This is a genomic window from Pseudomonas shahriarae, from assembly GCF_014268455.2.
Taxonomy (GTDB): domain Bacteria; phylum Pseudomonadota; class Gammaproteobacteria; order Pseudomonadales; family Pseudomonadaceae; genus Aquipseudomonas; species Aquipseudomonas shahriarae.
In genome coordinates, this window is the sequence record NZ_CP077085.1 from 3,202,788 (window position 1) to 3,224,358 (window position 21,571).

The 21,571-nt window shown below is 60.9% G+C and carries 13 protein-coding genes; 8 read left to right on the forward strand and 5 right to left on the reverse strand.

All coding sequences use genetic code 11. The annotated features are described in order from the left end of the window. Positions 1-244 precede the first annotated feature (244 nt). On the forward strand, positions 245-2,821 hold the full coding sequence (locus HU773_RS14265) for an autotransporter family protein (protein ID WP_186625402.1): 2,577 nt from the start codon (positions 245-247) through the stop codon (positions 2,819-2,821). 9 nt (positions 2,822-2,830) lie between these two features. Here HU773_RS14265 and HU773_RS14270 read toward each other — a convergent pair whose 3' ends face one another. The 4 genes from HU773_RS14270 to HU773_RS14285 form a co-directional block, all read right to left on the reverse strand. Further along, positions 2,831-6,568, reverse strand: coding sequence for a hypothetical protein (locus HU773_RS14270; RefSeq protein ID WP_217883904.1), 3,738 nt, complete (start codon positions 6,566-6,568; stop codon positions 2,831-2,833). A gap of 608 nt (positions 6,569-7,176) precedes the next feature. Continuing rightward, the gene (gene glgB, locus HU773_RS14275; RefSeq protein WP_057959472.1) at positions 7,177-9,405 is read right to left on the reverse strand and encodes a 1,4-alpha-glucan branching protein GlgB; all 2,229 of its coding nucleotides are present in this window, start codon (positions 9,403-9,405) and stop codon (positions 7,177-7,179) included. A 146-nt stretch (positions 9,406-9,551) separates the two neighbouring features. Further along, positions 9,552-12,866, reverse strand: a complete 3,315-nt coding sequence (gene treS, locus HU773_RS14280) for a maltose alpha-D-glucosyltransferase (RefSeq protein WP_057959471.1) — start codon at positions 12,864-12,866, stop codon at positions 9,552-9,554. 92 nt (positions 12,867-12,958) lie between these two features. Next, positions 12,959-14,932, reverse strand: coding sequence for an alpha-1,4-glucan--maltose-1-phosphate maltosyltransferase (locus HU773_RS14285; RefSeq protein ID WP_057959470.1), 1,974 nt, complete (start codon positions 14,930-14,932; stop codon positions 12,959-12,961). Positions 14,933-15,132: 200 nt separating this feature from the next. Here HU773_RS14285 and HU773_RS14290 point away from each other — a divergent pair, with 200 nt between their 5' ends. The 3 genes from HU773_RS14290 to HU773_RS14300 all read left to right on the forward strand — a co-directional run bounded on the left by HU773_RS14290 (position 15,133) and on the right by HU773_RS14300 (position 17,048). Next, a complete protein-coding gene (locus HU773_RS14290) occupies positions 15,133-15,291 on the forward strand; it encodes a hypothetical protein (protein ID WP_169989693.1) in 159 nt (52 codons plus the stop codon). Positions 15,292-15,776: 485 nt separating this feature from the next. Continuing rightward, positions 15,777-16,571 (forward strand): M10 family metallopeptidase C-terminal domain-containing protein, encoded by a 795-nt coding sequence (locus HU773_RS14295; RefSeq protein WP_057959469.1) that lies wholly within the window; start codon positions 15,777-15,779, stop codon positions 16,569-16,571. Between the two features lie 318 nt (positions 16,572-16,889). Continuing rightward, positions 16,890-17,048 (forward strand): hypothetical protein, encoded by a 159-nt coding sequence (locus HU773_RS14300; RefSeq protein ID WP_162947732.1) that lies wholly within the window; start codon positions 16,890-16,892, stop codon positions 17,046-17,048. 11 nt (positions 17,049-17,059) lie between these two features. On the opposite strand, the gene HU773_RS14305 is transcribed toward HU773_RS14300, so the two are convergent. After that, positions 17,060-17,554: an MgtC/SapB family protein gene (locus HU773_RS14305; protein ID WP_057959468.1), complete on the reverse strand. Its 495-nt coding sequence runs from the start codon at positions 17,552-17,554 to the stop codon at positions 17,060-17,062. 119 nt (positions 17,555-17,673) lie between these two features. On the opposite strand from HU773_RS14305, the gene HU773_RS14310 reads away from it, so the two are divergent. From HU773_RS14310 to HU773_RS14325, 4 genes are all read left to right on the forward strand, one after another. Then, the gene (locus HU773_RS14310; protein ID WP_057436618.1) at positions 17,674-17,913 is read left to right on the forward strand and encodes a DUF3203 family protein; all 240 of its coding nucleotides are present in this window, start codon (positions 17,674-17,676) and stop codon (positions 17,911-17,913) included. A 195-nt stretch (positions 17,914-18,108) separates the two neighbouring features. Next, a complete protein-coding gene (gene ccoG, locus HU773_RS14315) occupies positions 18,109-19,524 on the forward strand; it encodes a cytochrome c oxidase accessory protein CcoG (RefSeq protein ID WP_115128259.1) in 1,416 nt (471 codons plus the stop codon). Positions 19,525-19,597: 73 nt separating this feature from the next. Next, positions 19,598-21,007, forward strand: a complete 1,410-nt coding sequence (gene mapR, locus HU773_RS14320) for a GntR family transcriptional regulator MpaR (protein ID WP_057436622.1) — start codon at positions 19,598-19,600, stop codon at positions 21,005-21,007. A gap of 198 nt (positions 21,008-21,205) precedes the next feature. Then, the gene (locus HU773_RS14325) at positions 21,206-21,565 is read left to right on the forward strand and encodes a hypothetical protein (protein ID WP_225923789.1); all 360 of its coding nucleotides are present in this window, start codon (positions 21,206-21,208) and stop codon (positions 21,563-21,565) included. Positions 21,566-21,571 lie beyond the last annotated feature (6 nt).

Below are 21,571 nucleotides of genomic sequence, written 5' to 3' on the forward strand. Positions count from 1 at the left end.
AGGTCTATACCTGTTAATTCTGACAGTGGCGGCCCTTCCCGGCGGTTGCTAACGTGGAACCAGCACTGCACAGGTTCAGGTGCAGTCGAGATAGCCATGCCAACCCCTTGCATTGGCGATGTTTTACGAAACAGGAAACCGGTTGTCCCTTATCGTTATCGTGCTTTTTTGCGTTGTCATGGTCCGGACCGTGCCTGCCCTTGGGGGCGGCGGGACGTCATCTTCCATCGAGCGAGGATAGATCATGAGCACACGGCGATATGTGCGGCGGTACCTGGGCGCCTGGCTAACCAGCGCGGCCCTGATGGGGACCTTCCCGCCAGCTACCTATGCGGCCTGTACCCCGGTGATCACTGCGGGTGACGACACCACCCTCTGCGACAGTGGCACAGCACCCGGTTTTACCGACCTCAATGGCAATAACACCCTCAGTCTTCCCAGCGGTGGTAATGGCGCGATCACCGGCACTGTCACGTTTGGCGACGGCCATGATCAGGTGGAAACCCAGTCAGGCAGCATGGGCGCCTTGAACATGGGCAATGGCGCGAATATTTTCCGCGCGGACCTCAATGCGGTGGTGGGTGCAGTGACCCAGGGCGATGGTGCCGACACGGTGCAGATCAGCGGCGGCACCGTGGGCGCGATCAATCAGGGCAACGGCATCGACAACTATGCGCAAAGCGGCGGGCGCGTGGCCAGCGTGGCCCAGGGCGATGGCCGCGATACGTTCTATATGAGCGGTGGCGAGATCGTCGGGGCATTCGAGGATGGCGACGTGGCCACCCAATCCGCCGGCACCATCGGCCGGGTGGATATGAAGCTCGACAACAACTTCTACACCCTGCTCGGCGGGCGGATCAACGGCAACCTGGTGACTGGCTTTGGCTTGGACACCATCGCTGTTTCCGGGGGGTATATCGGCGGCAACGTCAGTGTCAGCGGTGGCGACGACCTGTTCACCCTGACCGGCGGCGTGGTCAATGGGCAGGTGCTGATGAGCTTCGGCAACGATCAGTTCAACTGGATCGGGGCAGGCACGATCAATTCAGCGGTCAATATGGGCGCGGATAACGACAGGGCATTGCTGCAAAACCTGACACAGGCCCTGCTCTCTTCCACGCCCCTGGTCGATGGCGGCGTGGGCACCGACACCCTGGTCTTCGATAACACCCAGGCAGCCACCGCAGAACGCTACGTCAACTGGGAAACGGTCAACCTGGACAACGGCTCGCGCTTTACCTTGGCGCAGGATTTCAAACTGGGGGATAGCGGCAGCGGTACCGGCAGCTTGAATATCGACGGCAGCAGTGTGCTGCTGGTCAGCCAGGGGGCCATCAGCCCATTCACGGCCGGCCAGTTGGCAAGCCTCAACAACAGCGGCCTGATCGACATGACAACCGGCAGTACCGGCGCCACCGACAGCCTGACGGTAAATGGCACCTACACCGGCAACAACGGGCAGATGGCGCTGCAAAGTGTGTTGGCCGGCGATGGTGCCGCCAGTGACAAACTGGTGGTGAACCAGGGCTCTCTACTGGGCACCACGACCCTCAACGTCAGCAATCTGGGCGGGGCCGGCGCCGAGACCTTGAGCAACGGCATCCAGGTGGTCGAAGCGCGCAACGGTGCGACGGGCAGCGACCGGGCCTTCAGCCTGGCAGGCGGTTCGGTGTCCGCCGGGGCCTTTGAGTACTTCCTGTTCAAGGGCGGTGTCAGTGCCGGCTCCGAACAACAGTGGTACCTGCGCTCAGCCATTGTCGCGCCTCCCCTGCCCGAGCCGGAGCAGCCCCCGGTGCCGTTGCCGGTGCCTGGCGAAGGCACGCCGGTTGACTTGCCAACGCCGGTGCCCGGTGAACCGCCGATCCCGATCTACCGCCCCGAGGTACCGGTGTATTCGACGCTGTTTCCGGCGGCGCAGCAGACCGTCCGGGCCATGCTCGGGACCTACCACGAACGCATGGGCGATCAGAGTCGCCAGACCGCCACCGGCTCATTCCCGGCAGGCTGGGGCCGGGTTTACGGCAGCAGTAGCCGCCAGACCTACGCCGGCACGGTCAACCCACGGTTGGACGGTTCGGTCAGCGGCTTCCAGGTGGGCAGCGATGTCCATGCCTGGACCACTGGCAATGGCCAGACCCAGCGGCTGGGCTTCTTCGTCGGGCATAGCCGCCTGAGGGGGAATGTCGATGGGTTCAACCGCGGATGGCAGCACCTGGATGCTGGCAACACCACATTACGCGGCGACAGCCTGGGCCTGTATTGGACGTTGCTCGACCCGTATGGCTGGTACGTCGATGTGGTGCTGATGGGCACCCGCCTCAATGGCAGCAGCGAATCCGATCGGGGGCTCAAGCTCAAGACCAAAGGTCACGATGTGCTGGGCTCGGTAGAAGCCGGCATACCGCTGCAGGTCGGGCAACACTGGGTGTTGGAGCCGCAGGTGCAACTGATCGCCAATAAAACCAGGCTCGATAGCCAGAATGATGGGGTGTCCAAGGTCGGGTTTTCCGCGGACACCGCCATCACCACCCGGCTCGGGGCCCGATTGCGCGGCAGCTATACCCTGGCCGCGATGCCAGTCCAGCCCTATATCCGCACCAACCTCTGGCACGGTGCATCCGGGACCCATCGTGTGCGATTCAATGACGCCACGGACATTGATACCGAGCAGAAATCCACCACCCTGGACCTGAGTGCCGGCGCCACGCTGCAGGTTTCCAGCAGTGTCAGCGTGTATGGCGAGGTGGGTTATGCGCGCAACCTCGACAGCAATGCACTGGATGGGCGCAAGGGCACCCTGGGCCTCAGGATGGAGTTTTAGCGCAACGGATTATTGGAACACCTGGGCTTCACCATCGACGGTGGCGCTTATCCAGCGTGGGTCCATGGGGTCGCTCCACACCGAGCGCGGCGGCGTTCCTCCATCGCTGATCAGGATGCGTCTGCCAGACTGGCTCCACTCCTGCATCCGCGCCTTGAACTGGGCCGGGTAGTCTGCCGCCCGGCAGGTGATACCGGCCCAGGGGTCGACGACCCATGCCTGATCCCACTCCGGCCCCACAAACCCTTTACTGCGGGGCTGGCCCGGGGGCCCGCCGACGACCGCGAAGGTATGTCCTTTGACTTGCGCGATACGGGCATTGCCGCCACTGGCATTGATCGTATCAACGGCGACCTTGGCCATCTGGTCACAATTGCCGGCGCCGGTCTTCAGGACCATTTCGGAATAATTGGGCGCCCCCGTGCGGGTGTACAGCCAACCCACCACTTCTGTGGCCGTGGCGTTGCGCGTGGCCTCACCGGCAAGCCCGGGCACCTGTTGATTGGCTGAGCGAATGCCCGTGGCCTGAAACTGCTCGTCTACCGCTTTTCTCGCACCTTCTGCATACACGCGGTTCTGTTGTTCAGCCGGCAACTGGGCGAAGTCAGCAGGCTTGTTGATCGGCGCCAGGCGGATCGGTTTGGCCGCCACTACCACATGTCCGGGGTTGTTTCCCGATGCGTACACCGCCATCAGGACTTCGCGTTGTTTCTCGGGGGACAGACCCTGCAGTACGCTGGCAAGGTGGTTGATTTCGGCAGGTGACATAGGCTCGTCGGCGACGATTTTCTTGATCAGCGTCTCCAGGCTGGGCAGTACCACCAACTGATTGTCCGGGAGCCCCTGCGCCGCGAAACCGTAGATATCCTTGTATTGGTCGTAGAACTTGATGAATTCGACATCCAGCGCATCACTGCGGGTCATCCGGTGAAAATCCAGTTGCCCGTTGCCTGTCAGCTCAGCGTAATAGTGCACGCCAGTATCAGCCTCGACCACCACGTACTGGTGGCCATTATGGTTGACCTTGACCCCCCTGATGACACGCTGGTCATTACTCAGGTCGCTGATCGCATCCATCTTGACCACCACCGTTTCCTGGTTGATCGCCCGGGGCACACCAAAATCGTCATAGCCAAAATCCGCTTCGTTGACCACGCTGCCGGTCGTGCGAGGTTTGTAGGTCACAGGTCCTACACTCGCCATCGGTAGCAGCTCCTGGTTGCCCGCCTCATTGACGCGGTAACGACGGTGCTCATGGATGACCGTGCGCGGCCCTTTTCCTGGGCCGGCCCGCGGGATCAGTCGGCGATGCTCGAGTGCTTGTGCGTCCTGAAAGACCGGCGTGCCTCCTGGCTCGATCTGTTTGGTGTAGCACAGGTCATTCAGGTCCCGCTTGGATCGCCGGCCCCCGCCGCCACAGCTCATCACCAAACCTTCAAGCGGCTCGGTATCCTCCGGGCCGCCCAGTTTGATCAGGCTGTCGGGCTTTTTCGGGTTATAGCGATAGACATCATCACCGATAACCAGGTCGCTGTACGTGTGCCGATGCAGGACTCGGACCTGGTCACTGGAGAGGCCTTCGGGGACCCGCAAGGTCAGGCCCTGCGCGACGGGCCTGGGGGTCAGGGGGATCTTCGGGGTAATGTCGTAGCGGCCTCTGCCGGGCAGTTTAAGGAAGCCGGATTGCTTGACCTTGGCAATACCGGCCTGAAGATTGCTCAGGCCCGCGCGCCCAGACTTCATGAGCCTGCCCCCCAGGCCATTGATCGCGGGCATCACCGGGTCAAGCGGGTTGAGATTGTGCGCCACGGAAACCGCGAACTTCTTCACCAGGGGCAGAAATTTTGGCAGCAGTGCCCTTACGCCAATCTTGCCGGCCGTGGACAGGAGGCGCACCGAGCCCGCGGCAAACTTGCCCGCCGGCCCGGCGAAGGTCAGCAGGCCGTCGACCACCAGATCCTTGATGCCCTCCTTGGTATTGCCTTTGACCAGGTTTTCGATGCCACTCCAGAACGGAACAACCATCTGACCGACGCCTTTGACCCGATCCCAAAAGGCGTCGTCGTTTTTATGGGCCGCGCTTTCCCGGGCCGGGTCCGACTCCGCCCACTGCTTGAGCGTGGTTTCATCGACATAAAACAGATCCGTGGTAATGGCCTTGGCGATCTCCACTGAGCGTTCGGACGCCAGGGTGTGCGGCACCGCACCTGTCGATGGATTGCTCGCCGCTGAAAAGTGCGCGAGCTGTTGCGGTACCACGATGGAAAAGCTCTTGGGTTTGGGGCCTTTGCCGGCCTTGTAATCCGTCCACTGTTGCTTGAACTCGGCCCTGCTGTCGGGGCGGGTGTGGCGGACTACCAGCTCTTCAGAAGGCTCACCCTCAGCGGAATGGTCAATTGAAATGAAATCCTTGCCATAGCGTTTATCGGTGGGGTTGTAGGACTCCAGGATCGGCTTCAAGTCGTCGCGCCGCCGGGCGATACCCTTGACCGGATTCACTTCGTAGTAGCTTGTCTCGCCCTTGTATTTGGCTTTGAGAATAAACGCCGGGCGTGTGACAGCGGCCTTTTTCTCCTCGGCGGTTTCATTGGGGCTGCCGGGTTTTGTCCGCAGGGCATACAGCGTTACGTCACCCCGTTCAATCGCCTCGCGGTCCTTTAGCGGCAACTGGGTCAACTGGCTGCGGACAAGCGTTCCGTAGGCGACCTTGGTATCGGCCAGGTATTTGTCAAACGCCCCCTGGAACTGGCCTTCATCATAAACAGGGTATTGATAGTTGACGTCCGAGGGGGTGATTTTCTCACCACTCATGTGCCTGTACAGAGCAAAAACAGGACTGATCAGGCTCAGCACCTCGGTCCGGGAAGTGCCCTTCTGCATCCGTTCGAAATAGTCTTTGCGCATCGGCACATCGGCCGCCATCTGTTGGGTTGCCGCGACCACGCTATCGATATGGGCGTCCAGTGCAGTGGCTGCCTTATTTATATCTTCCTGCGAATAGCTTTCCTTCTGTGGGAGCACCCCTTGCGTCACCGCCCACGCCAGAACCGCCGGGGTACGGGTCGAGGTTATGAGCGCCCACTCACCGTCCGTTGTAGCTTGCTCGCTGAGCTTGCCAGGCAGATCGACCAGTTGTTGAAAGCCCATGCGCCGCGACGAGCCCGGCGCGATCGTTTCAGCCAGACTGACGCCTTGCTGGAAGTTCACCCACACCGCCGACCCTCGGTAAGGTAGATCCGCTGGCGTATCACGCACGGCAAAGTCGGGCGGGAACAGGGGTTGCAGAATATAGGCCGCCAGATGGGCCTGATCCCCGGAAAGCTGCCGTGAATCGACCAGGTGTTTCCTGAACGCGGACTTTATCGACGGGTAGCTTTGGCCCCACTGGTCACTCGAGGCCAGATTAAAGCCGGCAACCTGCCCGGGTTGGCGCGTCTGCAGCGGGTCCAGACTCAAGGCCAGGGCCTTGAGCAACAGCTTGACCTTGACTTCGGGCGTTATGACGCCATCGAGGGGGAACTCGGCCCCGCCCAGGGTTTTTAACAACTGCTGAACCCGTTCATTGGCCTTGGGCGATTTGAGTATCAGCTCCAGCACGGCGGCCGGCGTGCCCTGGGCTTTTTTCAGAGCCTGGGGTGGGAGGTCTTCGGTCAGCTGGCTGAGCAATGGTTTTCTGTACTTGGCCTCTTGCTCGGCAACCCAGGCCTGGATAGCGGGCTCATTGCGCTTGTCCAGCAAGCCATCCATGTCACTGGACGGATCACCCAGGCCCAGGCTGATTTCGCTACGCGCATCTTGCGCAGCGTCAATCGCCGCTTGCACCTGCTCCGGTGTCTTGGGGTTGGAGGGCACTATCCCGTAAAACGCGAGCATGTTATCCAGCCGATTGGTCCCCGGTTGGGTCGAGCCATTGGCGGGTATCAGCGGCGAGTCTTTGTTGAGAAACAAGCTTTTATTGACGACGGCATTCGGGGTTTGCAGCGCGTGCAGCACCCGCAGTATTTCGTCCAGATCACCGAGCTTTCCCCGCACGTGCACCTGGTGTGAGGGAGTCGCCAGCGCAGGCGGTTGCACCAGCGTCAGGCCGGCACTGCCTTCGCTGGGTGGTGGCGTGTCGGAGCGTGACAAGGTGGGAGCAGCAGGCGCAAATCGTGTGTTGAGGTGGACAGGCGTCATGATGGTTCGTCTCTGGCAGTGATACACAGGCACAGCGACGAAACGAAGGGGGACTGGGAAACTGCGCCTGATCGCTGACATCCTTGTGTGGCGCACACGTAAGAAAATGTTCCAGACGGTTTGGTAACAGCGTTGGTCAGGCCATCGTGGTCAGGCCACGATGGCCATGCGGCGCGCCTTTACTCCTGGCGCAGAATCAGTACCCCCAGTGGCGGCAGATTCAATGCCAGCGACACCGGCTGCCCATGGTGCGGCTCGTCGAGGGTGAACACTTCACCGCCGTTGCCGTAGTTGGAACCGGAATAGGTGTCGGCATCGCTATTGATCACCTCCTTCCAACTGCCGGCAAACGGTACTCCCACCTTGTACGCCTCGCGGGGCACCGGGGTGAAGTTGGCCACCACCAGCACCGGCTTGCCGTCCTTGCTCCAGCGCAGCCAGGCATAGACGCTGTTGATTGCATCGTCGCCAATCAACCACTGGAAGCCTTGCGGTGCGTCGTCTTGCTCGTGCAGGGCCGGTTCTTCGCGGTAAAGGCGATTGAGGTCGCCCACCAGTTTCTGCACACCCCGGTGTTCCGGGTACTGCAGCAGGTACCAATCCAGTTGCTGGTCGTGGTTCCACTCACGCCATTGACCAAACTCGCAGCCCATAAACAGCAGCTTCTTGCCCGGATGCATCCACATAAAGCTCAGGTAGGCCCGCAGGTTGGCGAATTTTTGCCACCTGTCGCCGGGCATTTTGTCGATCAGCGAGTGTTTGCCATGCACCACCTCATCATGGGAGATCGGCAGCACAAAACGCTCGGACCAGGCATACACCAGGCCGAAACTCAGCTCATTGTGATGATGGGCGCGGTACACCGGGTCCTGCTGGATGTAATGCAGCGAATCGTGCATCCAGCCCATGTTCCACTTGTAGTTGAACCCCAGGCCGCCCTGCTGGGTCGGCTGGCTGACGCCAGGCCAGGCGGTGGATTCCTCGGCGATTACCAGGGCGCCGGGAGCTTCCAGGGCCACTACATCGTTGAGGTGGCGCAGGAACTCAATGGCTTCGAGGTTCTCGCGCCCTCCGTGGCGGTTAGGCACCCACTCCCCGGCCTTGCGTGAGTAGTCGCGATACAGCATCGACGCCACCGCATCCACCCGCAGGCCATCAATATGGAAGTGCTTGAGCCAGTGCAATGCCGACGCCAGCATAAAACCATGGACCTCGGTACGCCCCAGGTTGTAGATCAGCGTGTCCCAGTCCTGATGAAAGCCTTCCAGCGGGTTGCCGTATTCGTACAGCGCGGTGCCGTCGAACTGGGCCAGGCCATGGGTATCGGTAGGAAAATGCGCCGGCACCCAGTCGAGAATGATGCCGATATCCGCCTGATGGCAGGCGTTGACGAACGCGCCAAACTCGTCGGGCGAACCAAAGCGTGCGCTGGGTGCAAATTGCGACAACGGCTGGTAACCCCAGGAACCACCGAACGGATGCTCCATGATCGGCATAAGTTCGATATGGGTGAAACCCAGTTGCTGCACATAGGGAATCAGCCGCTCCCCCAACTCGCGCCAGCCGTATTGGCGCGACACTTCGCCCAACTCGTCCAGCTCGCATTGCCAGGAACCGACGTGCAGTTCGTAGATTGACAGGGGCGCACTCGGCGCCTGGCGTTCGCCCCGGGTCTGCATCCAGGCTTCGTCCGACCACGCCACTTGCAATGGCGCGGCGACCTTCGACGCCGTGTCGGGCGGTAACTGGGTGGCCAGGGCCATGGGATCGGCCTTGAGCGGCAGGATCCCGGTGGCGCCGAGAATTTCGTATTTGTAGGCCGCGCCCGGTTGCAGGCGCGGGATAAAGATTTCCCAGACCCCGGCGGGATGCCGCAGGCGCATCGGGTGGCGGCGCCCGTCCCAGATATTGAAGTCGCCCACCACCGAGACCCGCCGGGCATTCGGCGCCCACACGGCAAAGCGCACGCCCTGGATACCATCGACGCTCGTCACTTGGGCGCCCAGGCAATTGCTCAACTCGCGGTGATTGCCTTCGGCAAACAGGTACAGGTCCATTTCCCCGAGCAACTGGCCGAAGCTGTAGGGGTCTTCGGTGATTTGCTCGCCGCCGGCCCACTGGATCTTCAGCAGGTAGCTTTGGCGTGTAGAGAAATGCCCGATAAACAAGCCGGGAACCGGGGTGGCATCCAGGCTGCCAAGCCCGTCGCCGCTGTCACGGGCCAGCACCTCGACACTCAAGGCCTCAGGCAGGAATGCGCGGATAACCTGGCCGCCCTGCTCATCGTCGTGGGGGCCGAGGAGCGCAAACGGATCCGGATGTTCGGCGCGCACCAGGGCTTCAATATCCTTGGGTGCCGGCATGACCGCGAATTTCGATTGCAGCGGTTCTTTATGTGTAAAGCTCATGATTTCTCCCACCGCTTGTGACACTAAGGATCAAATGTGGGAGCTGGCTTGCCAGCGCTGGCGCAGTGTCAGCTAACGCCGCCATCGTAGCCTGGCGACAGCTCGACAACTCCTACATTCGATCTGCTTTGTTTTGACGTACGCCTTTAACGCCCGTCCAGCAACCCGTGCAATCCGCGCAATGGCACTGCCAGCCAGGTCGGGCGGTTCTCTGCCTCGTAGGCCACTTCATACGCCGCCTTCTCCAGGCTGAACAATGCGAGAGCCGCTTCTGCTCCTTTGGCATCCTGCCAGTCATGCGCCAGTGTAGACGTAGCCTGTTGATACGCCTGGATAAATGCCTGGCGCGCTTCAGTCAGGTAGCGATCTACCACGCGTTGGCGCGAGGCATCGGTATCGGCCGAGTGATCCAGCCCTTGCCCTTGCACATTCAGGGCCATGGCGGCGGCGTAGTCGAACGAACGCAGTACGCCGCTGACGTCCTTGTACGGGCTGTGCTTGCCTCGGCGCTCGTGCAACGGCCGCGCGGGCTCGCCCTCGAAGTCGATCAGATAGGCATCGCCCTTGACCACCAGGACCTGGCCCAGGTGCAAATCCCCATGGACCCGGATGCGCAAGCCGCCCATCGTGGCTTTTGCCAAGGCCTGCACATGGCTGGCAATCGCCTTTTTCTGTGCCAGCAGTTGAGTGACCAACCCCTGGTCGGCGGGGTTCAATTGGTTTTGATGCTGTTTGAGCAGTTGCAATGCACGCTCGATCTGCGCGCCCACCTGCTTGGCCCAGCCCTGGCTGTCCTTGACGGTAGTGACTTCGGGCTGGAAGTCCGGGTTGGTGGTTGGCGCGGCCAGCACGTTGTGCATTTCCCCCAGCCGTTGCCCGAGCAGCCCGGCGAAATCCGCCAGTTCGCCGAGGGCGTTGTAGTGTTGTTCCTGTTCGGAAATCGCTTCGGCCAATTCATCGCGAATCGCCCGTTCCAGGTTGTTCTGGGTCCAGCCCCAGGCATCGCCCTGGTTGCTGAGATAGCCCTGGGCAATCATCAGCAGGTTGTCCTGGCCTTCGGCATCGCGGCGGATCACCGAACCCAGCAACGGCGAGATATGCGCGTAGCCGGCGGCGGTCAGGTAGGCGCCCATTTCCAGTTCCGGATGAATCCCGGTGCTGACCTTGCGGATCAACTTCAGCACCAGGCTTTCGCCGACCACCACCGAACTGTTGGACTGCTCGGCCGCCAGGTAGCGCACTTGCAACTGGTCGCCCAGGGGCAAGTCGGGCAATTGTGGGGTCGGCTCGAAACGGATCTCCCCATCGCTGCTGGTAAGCACGGTCTCGGCGCGCAGGCCCTCGATCACCGCGCGGATGAAGCTGTCGAGGCTGAACGCATCGGTGATCAGGCCCACCTGGCGCACCCGGCGTACCCGTGCCAGGGCCAGTTGCTGCGGCAAGGCGCTGCTGAACTGATCTTCGCCCAGCAGGCCGAAGGGCAACTGATAACGGCTGGTCTGCCCGCCGCTGGTCACTTCAATCTCACTGAGCAGCACCGGATGCTGGGCATCGCCAAAGCGCACGCCATAGGCGATATGCACGCGGTCGATGGTTGAGTCCTTATTGGCGAACCAACGCCGATTGGCCAGCCAGCTGGGCAGTGAAGTCTGCTCCAGAGTGGTGCGGCACGGCGCTTCGAGCAATTCTTCGAGGCGTTTTTTCAAGACCAGGGTGGTGAAGTCCGGCAGACTCTGGGCCGGCTCCACATGCCAGCTGGGCATCTGGTTTTCCGCGGCCAACACAAACCAATAGAAGCCGTAGGGTGCCAGGGTCAGCAGGAAATTCAGCTGACCGATGGGCGGGAAGGCATTGCCGCCGAGCATTTCCACCGGAACCATGCCGGCAAAGGCCGACAGGTCCAACTCCGCCGCCTGGGCGGTACGCGACACGTTGGCCACACACAGGATGATTTCCTGTTTGCCGTCGACGCCGGTGTACTCGCGGGTGTAAGCGAGGATCCGGCGGTTGCTCGGCGAGAGCATTTTCAGGGTGCCGCGCCCGAACGCCTTGGACTGCTTGCGGATCGCCAGCATGCGCCGCGTCCAGTTCAGGAGGGAATGGGGGTCCTGGGCCTGGGTTTCGACGTTGACCGACTGGTAGCCGTAGAGCGGGTCCATGATCGGCGGCAGTACCAGGCTGGCCGGGTCGGCGCGGGAAAAACCACCGTTACGGTCGATGGACCATTGCATCGGCGTGCGTACGCCGTCGCGGTCGCCCAGGTAGATATTGTCGCCCATGCCAATTTCATCACCGTAATACAGGGTCGGTGTGCCAGGCATGGACAGCAACAGGCTGTTGAGCAGCTCGATGCGGCGGCGGTCGCGCTCCATCAAGGGCGCCAGGCGTCGGCGAATCCCCAGGTTGATGCGCGCGCGGCGATCGGCGGCGTAGTAGTTCCACAGGTAATCGCGCTCCTTGTCGGTGACCATTTCCAGGGTCAGCTCATCATGGTTGCGCAGGAAAATCGCCCATTGGCAGTTCGCGGGAATTTCCGGGGTCTGGCGCAGAATATCGGTGATCGGGAAGCGATCTTCCTGGGCCAGGGCCATGTACATACGCGGCATCAGCGGGAAATGGAAGGCCATATGGCATTCGTCGCCGTCGTCGCCCTTCTGGTCGCCAAAGTACAGCTGGGTATCTTCCGGCCATTGGTTGGCTTCGGCCAGCAGCATGCGGTCGGGGTAGTTGGCGTCGATTTCGGCACGGATCTGCTTGAGCACATCGTGGGTTTCGGGAAGGTTTTCGTTGTTGGTGCCGTCGCGCTCGATCAGGTAAGGAATCGCGTCCAGGCGAAGGCCGTCGATGCCCATGTCCAGCCAGTAGCGCATCACCGACAGCACGGCCTTCATGACTTGCGGGTTGTCGAAGTTGAGGTCCGGCTGGTGGGAATAGAAGCGGTGCCAGAAGTACTGGCCGGCGACCGGGTCCCAGGTCCAGTTGGACTTTTCGGTGTCGAGGAAAATGATGCGGGTGCCGTCGTATTTCTGGTCGTCATCGGACCACACGTAGAAGTCCCGGGCACTGGAGCCAGGCTTGGCCTTGCGCGCGCGCTGGAACCACGGATGCTGGTCCGAGGTGTGGTTGATCACCAGCTCCGTAATCACCCGCAGCCCGCGCTTGTGCGCCTCGGCGATAAAACGCTTGGCGTCGGCCATGGTCCCGTAGTCGCTGTGCACACCACGGTATTCGGCAATGTCATAGCCGTCGTCACGGCGTGGCGAAGGGTAGAACGGCAGCAGCCAGATGGTGTTCACGCCCAGGTCGGCGATGTAGTCGAGTTTGGCGATCAGCCCGGGGAAATCCCCGATGCCGTCGTTATTGGAGTCGAAATAGGATTTGACGTGAACCTGGTAAATCACCGCGTCCTTGTACCAGAGCGGGTCTTTGATAAAGGTGGCAGCCTTGGGTTTCTTCGCCATTGGAAACTCCTGGAAAATTCAAGAAAACTTACAGACTGGACTGGATCAATGTGTGCGGGCTTGCCCGCTCCCACAGTTGATCTGCATCCGACTCAAGACTGGGTTACGCGCCAGATGCCAAATGGCATATGGGGCTCGATGCGCATCCATTGGATCTTGCCGTACCAGGTCCAGCGATGGCCGTTCATCAGGTCTTCGCCCTGCACCTGGGCGTCGTCCGGCAGGCCCATCTCCCACAACGGCAGCTCGAAATGCGCCTCCTGGGCGTTGAACGGGTCGAGGTTGACGGCGACCAGGATGAAGTTGCTGCCATCCTCGCTGCGCTTGCCGAAGTACAGGATGTGGTCGTTGAACGCGTTGTAGAGCGTCAGGCCCAAGTGTGTCTGCAGTGCCGGATTTTGCCGGCGGATGCGGTTGAGTTGGGCAATCTCGGCAATGATGTTGCCGGGGGCACTGAAGTCCCGGGGGCGGATCTCGTACTTTTCCGAGTCCAGGTACTCTTCCTTGCCCGGCACCGGCGCGCTTTCACACAGCTCAAAACCCGAGTACATGCCCCATAGGCCCGAGCCCATGGTGGCCAGCGCGGCACGGATCAAAAAGCCGGGGCGCCCGGACTCATGCAGAAAGCCCGGGTTGATGTCCGGGGTGTTGACGAAAAAGTTCGGCCGGTAGCATTCACGCCAGGGCGACTGGTTCAACTGGGTGAAGTACTCACTCAATTCGGCCTTGGTGTTGCGCCAGGTGAAATAGGTGTAGCTCTGGGAATAACCGACCTTGCCCAGCCGCGCCATCATCGCCGGGGTGGTGAAGGCCTCGGCGAGGAAGATCACTTCGGGGTGCTGGGCCCGTACATCGCTGATCAACCATTGCCAGAACGGCAGCGGCTTGGTGTGAGGGTTGTCGACGCGGAAGGTCTTGACCCCCTCCTCGACCCAGCCCAGCACGACATCGCGCAACTCCAGCCACAGGCTGGGGATCGCATCGGTGGCATAGAAGTCGACGTTGACGATGTCCTGGTATTTCTTCGGCGGGTTTTCCGCATATTTGATCGTGCCGTCCGGGCGCCAGTTGAACCAGCCGGGATGCTGCTTGAGCCAGGGGTGGTCCTGGGAACATTGGATGGCAAAGTCCAGGGCGATCTCCAGGCCGTGCTCGGCGGCGGCGGCTACCAGGCGGCGGAAATCCTCGCGGGTGCCCAGCTGCGAATGGATGGCGTCATGGCCGCCCTCCTCGCTGCCGATGGCATACGGGCTGCCGGGATCCTCGGGGCCGGCGGTCAGTGAGTTGTTCTTGCCCTTGCGGTGACTACGGCCGATGGGGTGGATCGGCGGGAAGTACAGCACGTCAAAGCCCATGTCATGGATCATCGCCAGGCGCCCATGCACGTCATTGAAGGTGCCGTGGCGCGCCGCATCGTCGGTGATCGAGCGCGGAAACAGCTCGTACCAACTGGCAAACAGCGCCTGTGGCCGTTCCACATCCAGTGGATACACCGGGCTGATACTCAGGTAGGGGCGCAAATCGGCCTCGGCCATCAGCTGTGCACTGTGTTCGTGCAGAAACAACGCGACCTGCTCGGTTTCCAGCAGCCCGGACAATTGTTGATGCAATTGCTGCAAGTGCTCCTGCAGCTCACCTTCACTGCGTTCAGCGGCTTGCAAGACCTGCTGGCGACCTTCCTGCAGCTCCAGGCTGACGGGAACCCCGGCGGTGTGTTTCTTGCCCAGTTCGTAGCAGAAACTGGCGAAATGGTCGATCCACGCCTCGATGCAATATTGGTGCGGGCCCTGCAGGGTGACGTCGAAAGTGCCTTCCCAGGTGTTGTTGCCCTTGTCTGCCATGACCTCGCGATGCCAGTTGTCTTCACTCAGCGACCGCCAGCGAATCAACACGGCCAACTGGTCATGGCCGTCGGCGAACACCTTGCTGGTAACGTGGATGGATTGCCCTTGCACGGCCTTGACCGCGAATGCGCCGGCATCAATCACCGGCATCGTGTCTTCAATGGCGATCCTGGGCAGCAACAGTGCCTGGGACAATGGTAATCCGGGTATTTCAGCCGTCATCGAGCATCTCCCCTTACGCCCCATGGACGCTCTTGTGCTTGATTGTCAGTGCTGCAGGCGGGCTCTTCCTGAGCCGGCCACATAAGGTCCGAGCCCGGTGGCCGGCGGAAAGTTCAGATGGATGTGCCGCCCGCCGGGCGGGAATCAATCGGCCGTGCCGATTGTCCCCGATACAACAAAGCACAAAGGAGGCCATACCGATGAGTAGCCCGATCCCCGCACGAACCCCAGAGCCCAATATAGACAAGCCACCACTGCCGCCCACTGAGCCAGTACCGATTCCCGAGCAGGAGCCACCTGAAAACCTGCCACCACCGATGGAGGACCCACCGCAAACCGCGCCACCGGTCGTCGCCTGAAAAGCGTCGCTGCTTGCCCGCGATCGGGCAAGCATTAGAGATACGTCCTACCAACCAGCCCGAAAGCACTGAAGTCGATCGCCCTCGCCCATAGATAGGCTGACTTGCGCATGCATCACGTCAAACCCATGCGAGGGCTCATCATGTCAATTCAACCCGCTAATCATCAGCCGTACCGACCTATCACGTCGCTTCCTGAAAAAGTGCCACTTAATCATTCTCAAGAGATTCTGCGCTTGCTCAAGGCCGGCCCAAGTGCCCCCTCACGAACAAAAACGCCTGACAGACCGCGTCAGCAGCCAACGCCTACCTCACAGTTCAAAACCACGCGCCAACCTGACGCAAAGCCTGCCGAGCGTGGCTATCCCCCCCGGCAGTCCGAGGCAGCCACTGCACAGGCCAAGCCTCGCCCACAAACGCCTGACGCAGGCTCTGTAATAGCCGACAAAGTTGGCAGGTTATTGAACCGCGACAGTGTCATACAAATGTTGCGCGAGCCGTTTTCCATGGAGACCAGGAGCCGTCTCAGCGAACTGCGCACGTTGTTGAGCCCGGCCAATATCCGCACGATGCAGAATGGCCCCAATGCCGCCGGAACGATCAGGCAACTCAACGAATTCAAGACACTCTTGAGCCAAACAAACCTCGAGCACCTGCAAGATACTGCGGCAGCCGTGGAGGTCCCTGGGTTGAGTAAGAATGAAATCAGATCACGCATGAACACCGGCGACCCCGAGGCGGATTTCAGGGCCAGCCAGGAAGTCGAGCAAGAGTTGCGTCTGGAGGAAGTGAATATCAAGCAGCGCAAGCGCGATAGCGCAGGCACCGCCAAGGCCCTTTCCGGCCTCGGCCAATCATTGAACGCGCTCCCCCAGGACACGCCAACGGATGAGACACCGTCCCAGGCAAAGCCAACACCGGAGAATAACCCGCCGATACAGACAACCCAGACACCCCAGCCCAGGGACAATCCACCTGCCCAAGGCAGCAGCCAAACCTTCACCTTCGGCAATATTGGCGAATCGATCCTGGCAGCGCCGAGTGAAGTCATGAACTTTGCCCACGGCCGTGACAAGCTCGATGTCTCGGGAGTTCGTGCCCAACTGGGTAATAAACCCCTTGACCTGGTAGAGAACTTCTCAGGCGCCAGCGGTGAAATGCAGATTCACTACCTCCCGGGTACCCACACAAGCGTGGTGATGATCGCAGGCGATCCCGGGAAGCCACCGTTCGTGGTCAAGGTGTTTGGTGAAGTGACCTACAGCGATCTGGTGACCTGAGCAGGCGGCGGTGATTAAAGGGCCGCACAGGTGATTCGGTAATTTGACTGACCTGGATCAGCACGCCCTGCGTGCTGATCCAGGCACCGGCCCCGCGGCTTGCGGGGGCTGATGAGCGAAAGACCCTGAGCTAATCCGGGTAGGACGCTCTTGTGCTTGATTGTCAGTGCTGCAGGCGGGCTCTTCCTGAGCCGGCCACATAAGGTCCGAGCCCGATGGCCGGCGGAACGTTCAGAGGGGTGTGCCGCCACCGGGCGGGAATCAATCGGCCGTGGCGGTTGTCCACCGATTGAGAAAAACACAAACGAGGCCACCGCGATGAACATCCCGATTCCTGCTGAAACACCCGACCCGAATATTGATACACCGACCTTGCCGCCGACCGAGCCTGCGCCGATTCCTGAACAGGAACCGCCGGAAAGCGTGCCACCGGCAAAGGAAGAGCCGCCTACGACTATGCCGCCGGTTATCGTGTAGGAGCCCCGTAGCTAAGGCTTGTCCAGTAGTTTCACAATCCTTGGCATCACGCTGAACACCAGTAGCGCCAGCACGGTGCTCAGTACCGCAGTGGACTCCTTGCCCAACCCCGCCGCCACCCCGATGGCGGCGGTCATCCACAGGCCGGCTGCGGTGGTCAAGCCCTTGACGTGCTGGTCAGTGTCCTCCTCCTTGCCCTTGAGAATCGTCCCCGCACCGAGGAAACCGATACCGGCGATCACCCCCTGCACCACCCGGCTCATGGCGTCTGCCTGGGAGCCGGACATCTGTGGCACCAGCACAAACAAGGCAGCGCCCATCGCCACCAGCATATGGGTGCGCACACCGGCGGCCTTGCCTTTCTGTTCGCGCTCAAAGCCCAGGATGCCACCCAGAATCGCGGCGATCAGCAGGCGTAGGGTGATTTGCGTCAGTTGCCGCGCATCGCCGATATCGGCGAATTCGCTTTGCAGGGTTTGCCAGACTTCTTGCCACCAGGCGTCCATGGTCCTGTCCTTTTCATGGGAGATAGAAGATGGACAGCAACGACCGCCAGTCAGTTGCGCCGAACCATTGGCCGGTGAGCGTCACCTAATGAACAGCACCGAACAACCAGGAGAAGACCATGCCCGTACGTATCGAAAACCAGACCTGCTATTTCAAGACCGACGACAACGGTGAAGAACAACGCTGCAGCGTTTTGGAGGTGACGGTGATTACCGACAGCGACAAATCCATGTCGGCGGTCGAGATCGACGGCCAACGGATCTACATCACCGAAGCCGAGGCCGACGCCTTGACCGTCGCAGGTGCCATTGACGGGCGCAAGCACCTCAAGGCCAGCACCGGTGATTCGGTGATTTGATTGACCTGGATCAGCATGCCTTGCGTGCTGTTGATCCAGGCACCGGCCCCGCGGCTTGCGGGGTGCTGCACATTGTCGCAGCGGCGCGCTAAAAACTCATCTGATCCGCTTTTTATGGTTTTACCTGAGTCTGTTATGCAAACAGATCGCGGCCCATAGTTCATCCGCCTGATGGAGGCTGATGAGCGAAAGACCATGAGCGATAGAATCCCCGTCCGATTAGTAGAAAATTTCGAGCCTGCACATCCAAAGAAGATGAAGGCCAAATCCAGCGACAACCTGATTCACACCCGCAGTTTCACCGGCCTGTTCCGGACCTTGCGCATAAGCGGTGCAGGCTTTCTGTTCCTGGCGTTTTTTGGCACCGTGTGGCTGAACTGGGACTCACGCCAGGCGGTGTTGTGGGACCTGGCTGAAAGCAAGTTCCATATTTTTGGCGCAACCTTCTGGCCCCAGGATTTCATCCTGTTGTCGGCGCTGTTGATCATCTGTGCCTTCGGGCTGTTTGCCATTACGGTATTTGCCGGCCGCGTCTGGTGTGGCTACACCTGCCCGCAAAGCTCGTTTACCTGGCTGTTCATGTGGTGCGAGAAAGTCACCGAAGGTGAGCGAAACCAGCGGATCAAGCTGCAGGCCGCGCCCTGGAGCGTGAATAAACTGGCGCGCCGCGCCGCCAAACACACCCTGTGGCTGGCAATCAGTGTGCTGACCGGCTTGACCTTTGTCGGCTATTTCACCCCGATCCGGCCCCTGGCCGAGGAGCTGCTGACCTGGCAGATGGGCGGTGTCAGCCTGTTCTGGGTGCTGTTCTTTACCGGCGCCACCTACATCAACGCCGGCTGGCTGCGGGAAGCGGTGTGCATGCATATGTGCCCGTATGCACGGTTCCAGAGCGTGATGTTCGACAAGGACACCCTGACCATTTCCTACGACGCCGCCCGTGGCGAAAGCCGTGGCCCGCGCAAACGCGATGTGAACCCGGCCGATGTGGGTCTGGGCGACTGCATCGACTGCCACTTGTGCGTGCAGGTCTGCCCCACCGGCATCGACATCCGCGATGGCCTGCAGATGGAGTGCATCGGCTGCGCCGCCTGCATCGACGCCTGCGATTCGATCATGGATAAAATGGGTTATGCCCGGGGCTTGATCAGTTACACCTCCGAACATCAGTTGCAGGGTGGCAAGACCCACCTGCTGCGGCCACGCCTGATCGGCTACAGTGCCGTGCTGCTGGTGATGATCGCCGCCCTGGTGATGGCACTGGTGCAACGGCCCATGGTCTCGCTGGACGTCACCAAGGACCGTGGCATGTTCCGGGAGAACAGCCAGGGGTTGATCGAGAACATCTACAGTTTGAAGATCATCAACAAGACCCAGCAGCGCCAGGATTACCGCGTACAACTGGTGGATGGTGAAGGCTTCCAGCTACAGGGCAAGACCGAGATCAGCCTGGAGCCAGGAGAGATCACGGATGTGCCGGTGTCTGTGGCGCTGACCCGTGACAAGCCGACCAGCAGCTCGCAAACCATCCGTTTCAAGGTGACGGATATCGACGAGCCAAGTGTTTATAGTGTCGCCGACAGCCGTTTTGTCGCGCCGCTGAACCGCTGACCCACGCAATCCCCCTGTGGGAGCAGGCTAGCCCTCTCCCACATTTTGACCGCTGTAGAACATTAGGATCACGATGAAACGCTACGAGAAATTTGCCGACGACATCGCTGAACTGATCCGCTCCGGCGTCCTCGGGCCGGGCCAGCGGGTGCCGTCGGTGCGCTATGCCAGCCAGACCTATGGCGTCAGCCCCTCCACGGTGTTCCAGGCCTATTACCTGCTGGAGCGCCGCGGCCTGATCCGGGCGCGGCCGCGCTCCGGGTATTTCGTCAATACCCACGCGCCCAGCCCGTTTTCGGAGCCGGCAGTCAGCGCCCATGTTCACGAATCCACCGAGGTGGACGTCAGTGAGCTGGTGTTCTCGGTACTGGATTCGATCAAGGATCCGCAGACCGTGCCCTTCGGCTCGGCCTTCCCCAGCCCGACGCTGTTCCCCCTGCAACGCCTGGCCCGCTCCATGGCCAGCGCCAGCCGCGAAATGGACCCGCGCATGGTGGTCACGGACATGTCGCCGGGCAACCCGCAACTGCGTCGGCAAATCGCCCTGCGCTACATGGTCGGTGGCTTGATGCTGCCCATGGAAGAGCTGCTGATCACCAACGGCGCCCTGGAAGCGCTGAACCTGTGCCTGCAAGCGGTGACTGAGCCTGGCGATCTGGTGGCCATCGAAGCCCCGGCGTTTTATGCCTGCCTGCAAGTGTTGGAGCGCTTGAAGCTCAAGGCCGTGGAAATTCCGGTGCATCCGCGTGATGGCATTGACCTGAAGGTGCTGGCCCAGACCCTGGAGCGCTACCCGATCAAGGCCTGCTGGTGTATGACCAGCTTCCAGAACCCCATGGGTGCGACCATGCCCGAGGCCAAGAAGCAGGAGCTGGTCGAGTTGTTGCGCGGGCACCAGGTGCCGCTGATTGAAGACGATGTGTACGCCGAACTGTACTACGGTCAACAGGCGCCCAAGCCGGCCAAGGCCTTCGACACTGAAGGCCTGGTGATGCACTGCGGTTCCTTCGCCAAGAGCCTGGCCCCGGGCTATCGCGTGGGCTGGGTTGCGGCAGGCCGCTACGCGCAAAAGATTGAACGTCTGAAGCTGATGACCTCGCTATGCGCCTCGATGCCGGCCCAGGCGGCCATTGCCGACTATCTGCAACACGGCGGCTACGACCGCCACCTGCGCAAATTGCGTTATGCCCTGGAAGAACAGCAAAGTGCCATGCTCGCGGCCATCGCCCGTTACTTTCCGGCGCAAACCCGGGTCAGTCAGCCCGCCGGCGGATATTTCCTGTGGCTGGAGCTGCCGGAGCAGACCGACTCGCTGAAACTGTTCCAGATGGCCCTGGCCCAGGGCATCAGCATTGCACCGGGGCCGATCTTTTCGCCGACCCAGCGTTTTCGTAACTGTATCCGTCTGAATTACGGCAGCCCCTGGGATGAAACAGCGGAAAAGGCCATGGAGACGCTGGGGCGGATTGTGCGTTCGTTTTGAAAAACGCCTTGAAATAGATCAGCTCAACGGTGCCGTTGGACCGCGTGATTGCGCGGTTTAACATTCGCCTCTTTTCACTCAAAAAAGAGAGGTGCCATGAACAATGTCCTACCACCATTTTTTCATTTTCCATTGCCCATCCCGCCCAACTACATGCGGGTCGCAGAACAGCGCGCAGTCCGCCAACTGACTGGCCCCATGGGACGCCCTGCGGGGGATCACCGTTCGGCGGAAAGGATTATCGAACAGAGTGCGGTGTTGACGGACTACGTCGACGGCAACGATCGCTGGCAATTGGACCGGGATCTCAAGCGGCATCTGGGCGACTGGACGCAAGCCAATCCGGACCCGGACGCTCGCGCCAACGCCGCCTACGATCTGGATAAGGTGTTGCGCTTCATTGATAACCTGGACGAGTGCAAGCTCGACGGTAGTGAGGAGCGCAACGGCAAGATAGACGGGTTTTCCGAAAGGGGTGTGGTCATCCTGCACAACTCCGAGGCTGACCGCCTGGACCAGTTCGCCCGCAAAGGCTACTCGGTGCTGCCCACCTTTTGACGCGTT

What these genes read in the sequence shown, in the direction of transcription:
- HU773_RS14310 (WP_057436618.1), top strand. Translation starts at nt 17,674, where the DNA reads ATGCCCGTACGTATCGAAAACCAGACCTGCTATTTCAAGACCGACGAC.
- HU773_RS14295 (WP_057959469.1), top strand. Translation starts at nt 15,777, where the DNA reads ATGTTGCGCGAGCCGTTTTCCATGGAGACCAGGAGCCGTCTCAGCGAA.
- HU773_RS14305 (WP_057959468.1), bottom strand. Translation starts at nt 17,554, where the DNA reads ATGGACGCCTGGTGGCAAGAAGTCTGGCAAACCCTGCAAAGCGAATTC.
- HU773_RS14270 (WP_217883904.1), bottom strand. Translation starts at nt 6,568, where the DNA reads ATGGATGGCTTGCTGGACAAGCGCAATGAGCCCGCTATCCAGGCCTGG.
- treS (WP_057959471.1), bottom strand. Translation starts at nt 12,866, where the DNA reads ATGGCGAAGAAACCCAAGGCTGCCACCTTTATCAAAGACCCGCTCTGG.
- HU773_RS14300 (WP_162947732.1), top strand. Translation starts at nt 16,890, where the DNA reads ATGAACATCCCGATTCCTGCTGAAACACCCGACCCGAATATTGATACA.
- mapR (WP_057436622.1), top strand. Translation starts at nt 19,598, where the DNA reads ATGAAACGCTACGAGAAATTTGCCGACGACATCGCTGAACTGATCCGC.
- HU773_RS14325 (WP_225923789.1), top strand. Translation starts at nt 21,206, where the DNA reads ATGGGACGCCCTGCGGGGGATCACCGTTCGGCGGAAAGGATTATCGAA.
- HU773_RS14290 (WP_169989693.1), top strand. Translation starts at nt 15,133, where the DNA reads ATGAGTAGCCCGATCCCCGCACGAACCCCAGAGCCCAATATAGACAAG.
- HU773_RS14285 (WP_057959470.1), bottom strand. Translation starts at nt 14,932, where the DNA reads ATGACGGCTGAAATACCCGGATTACCATTGTCCCAGGCACTGTTGCTG.
- HU773_RS14265 (WP_186625402.1), top strand. Translation starts at nt 245, where the DNA reads ATGAGCACACGGCGATATGTGCGGCGGTACCTGGGCGCCTGGCTAACC.
- glgB (WP_057959472.1), bottom strand. Translation starts at nt 9,405, where the DNA reads ATGAGCTTTACACATAAAGAACCGCTGCAATCGAAATTCGCGGTCATG.
- ccoG (WP_115128259.1), top strand. Translation starts at nt 18,109, where the DNA reads ATGAGCGATAGAATCCCCGTCCGATTAGTAGAAAATTTCGAGCCTGCA.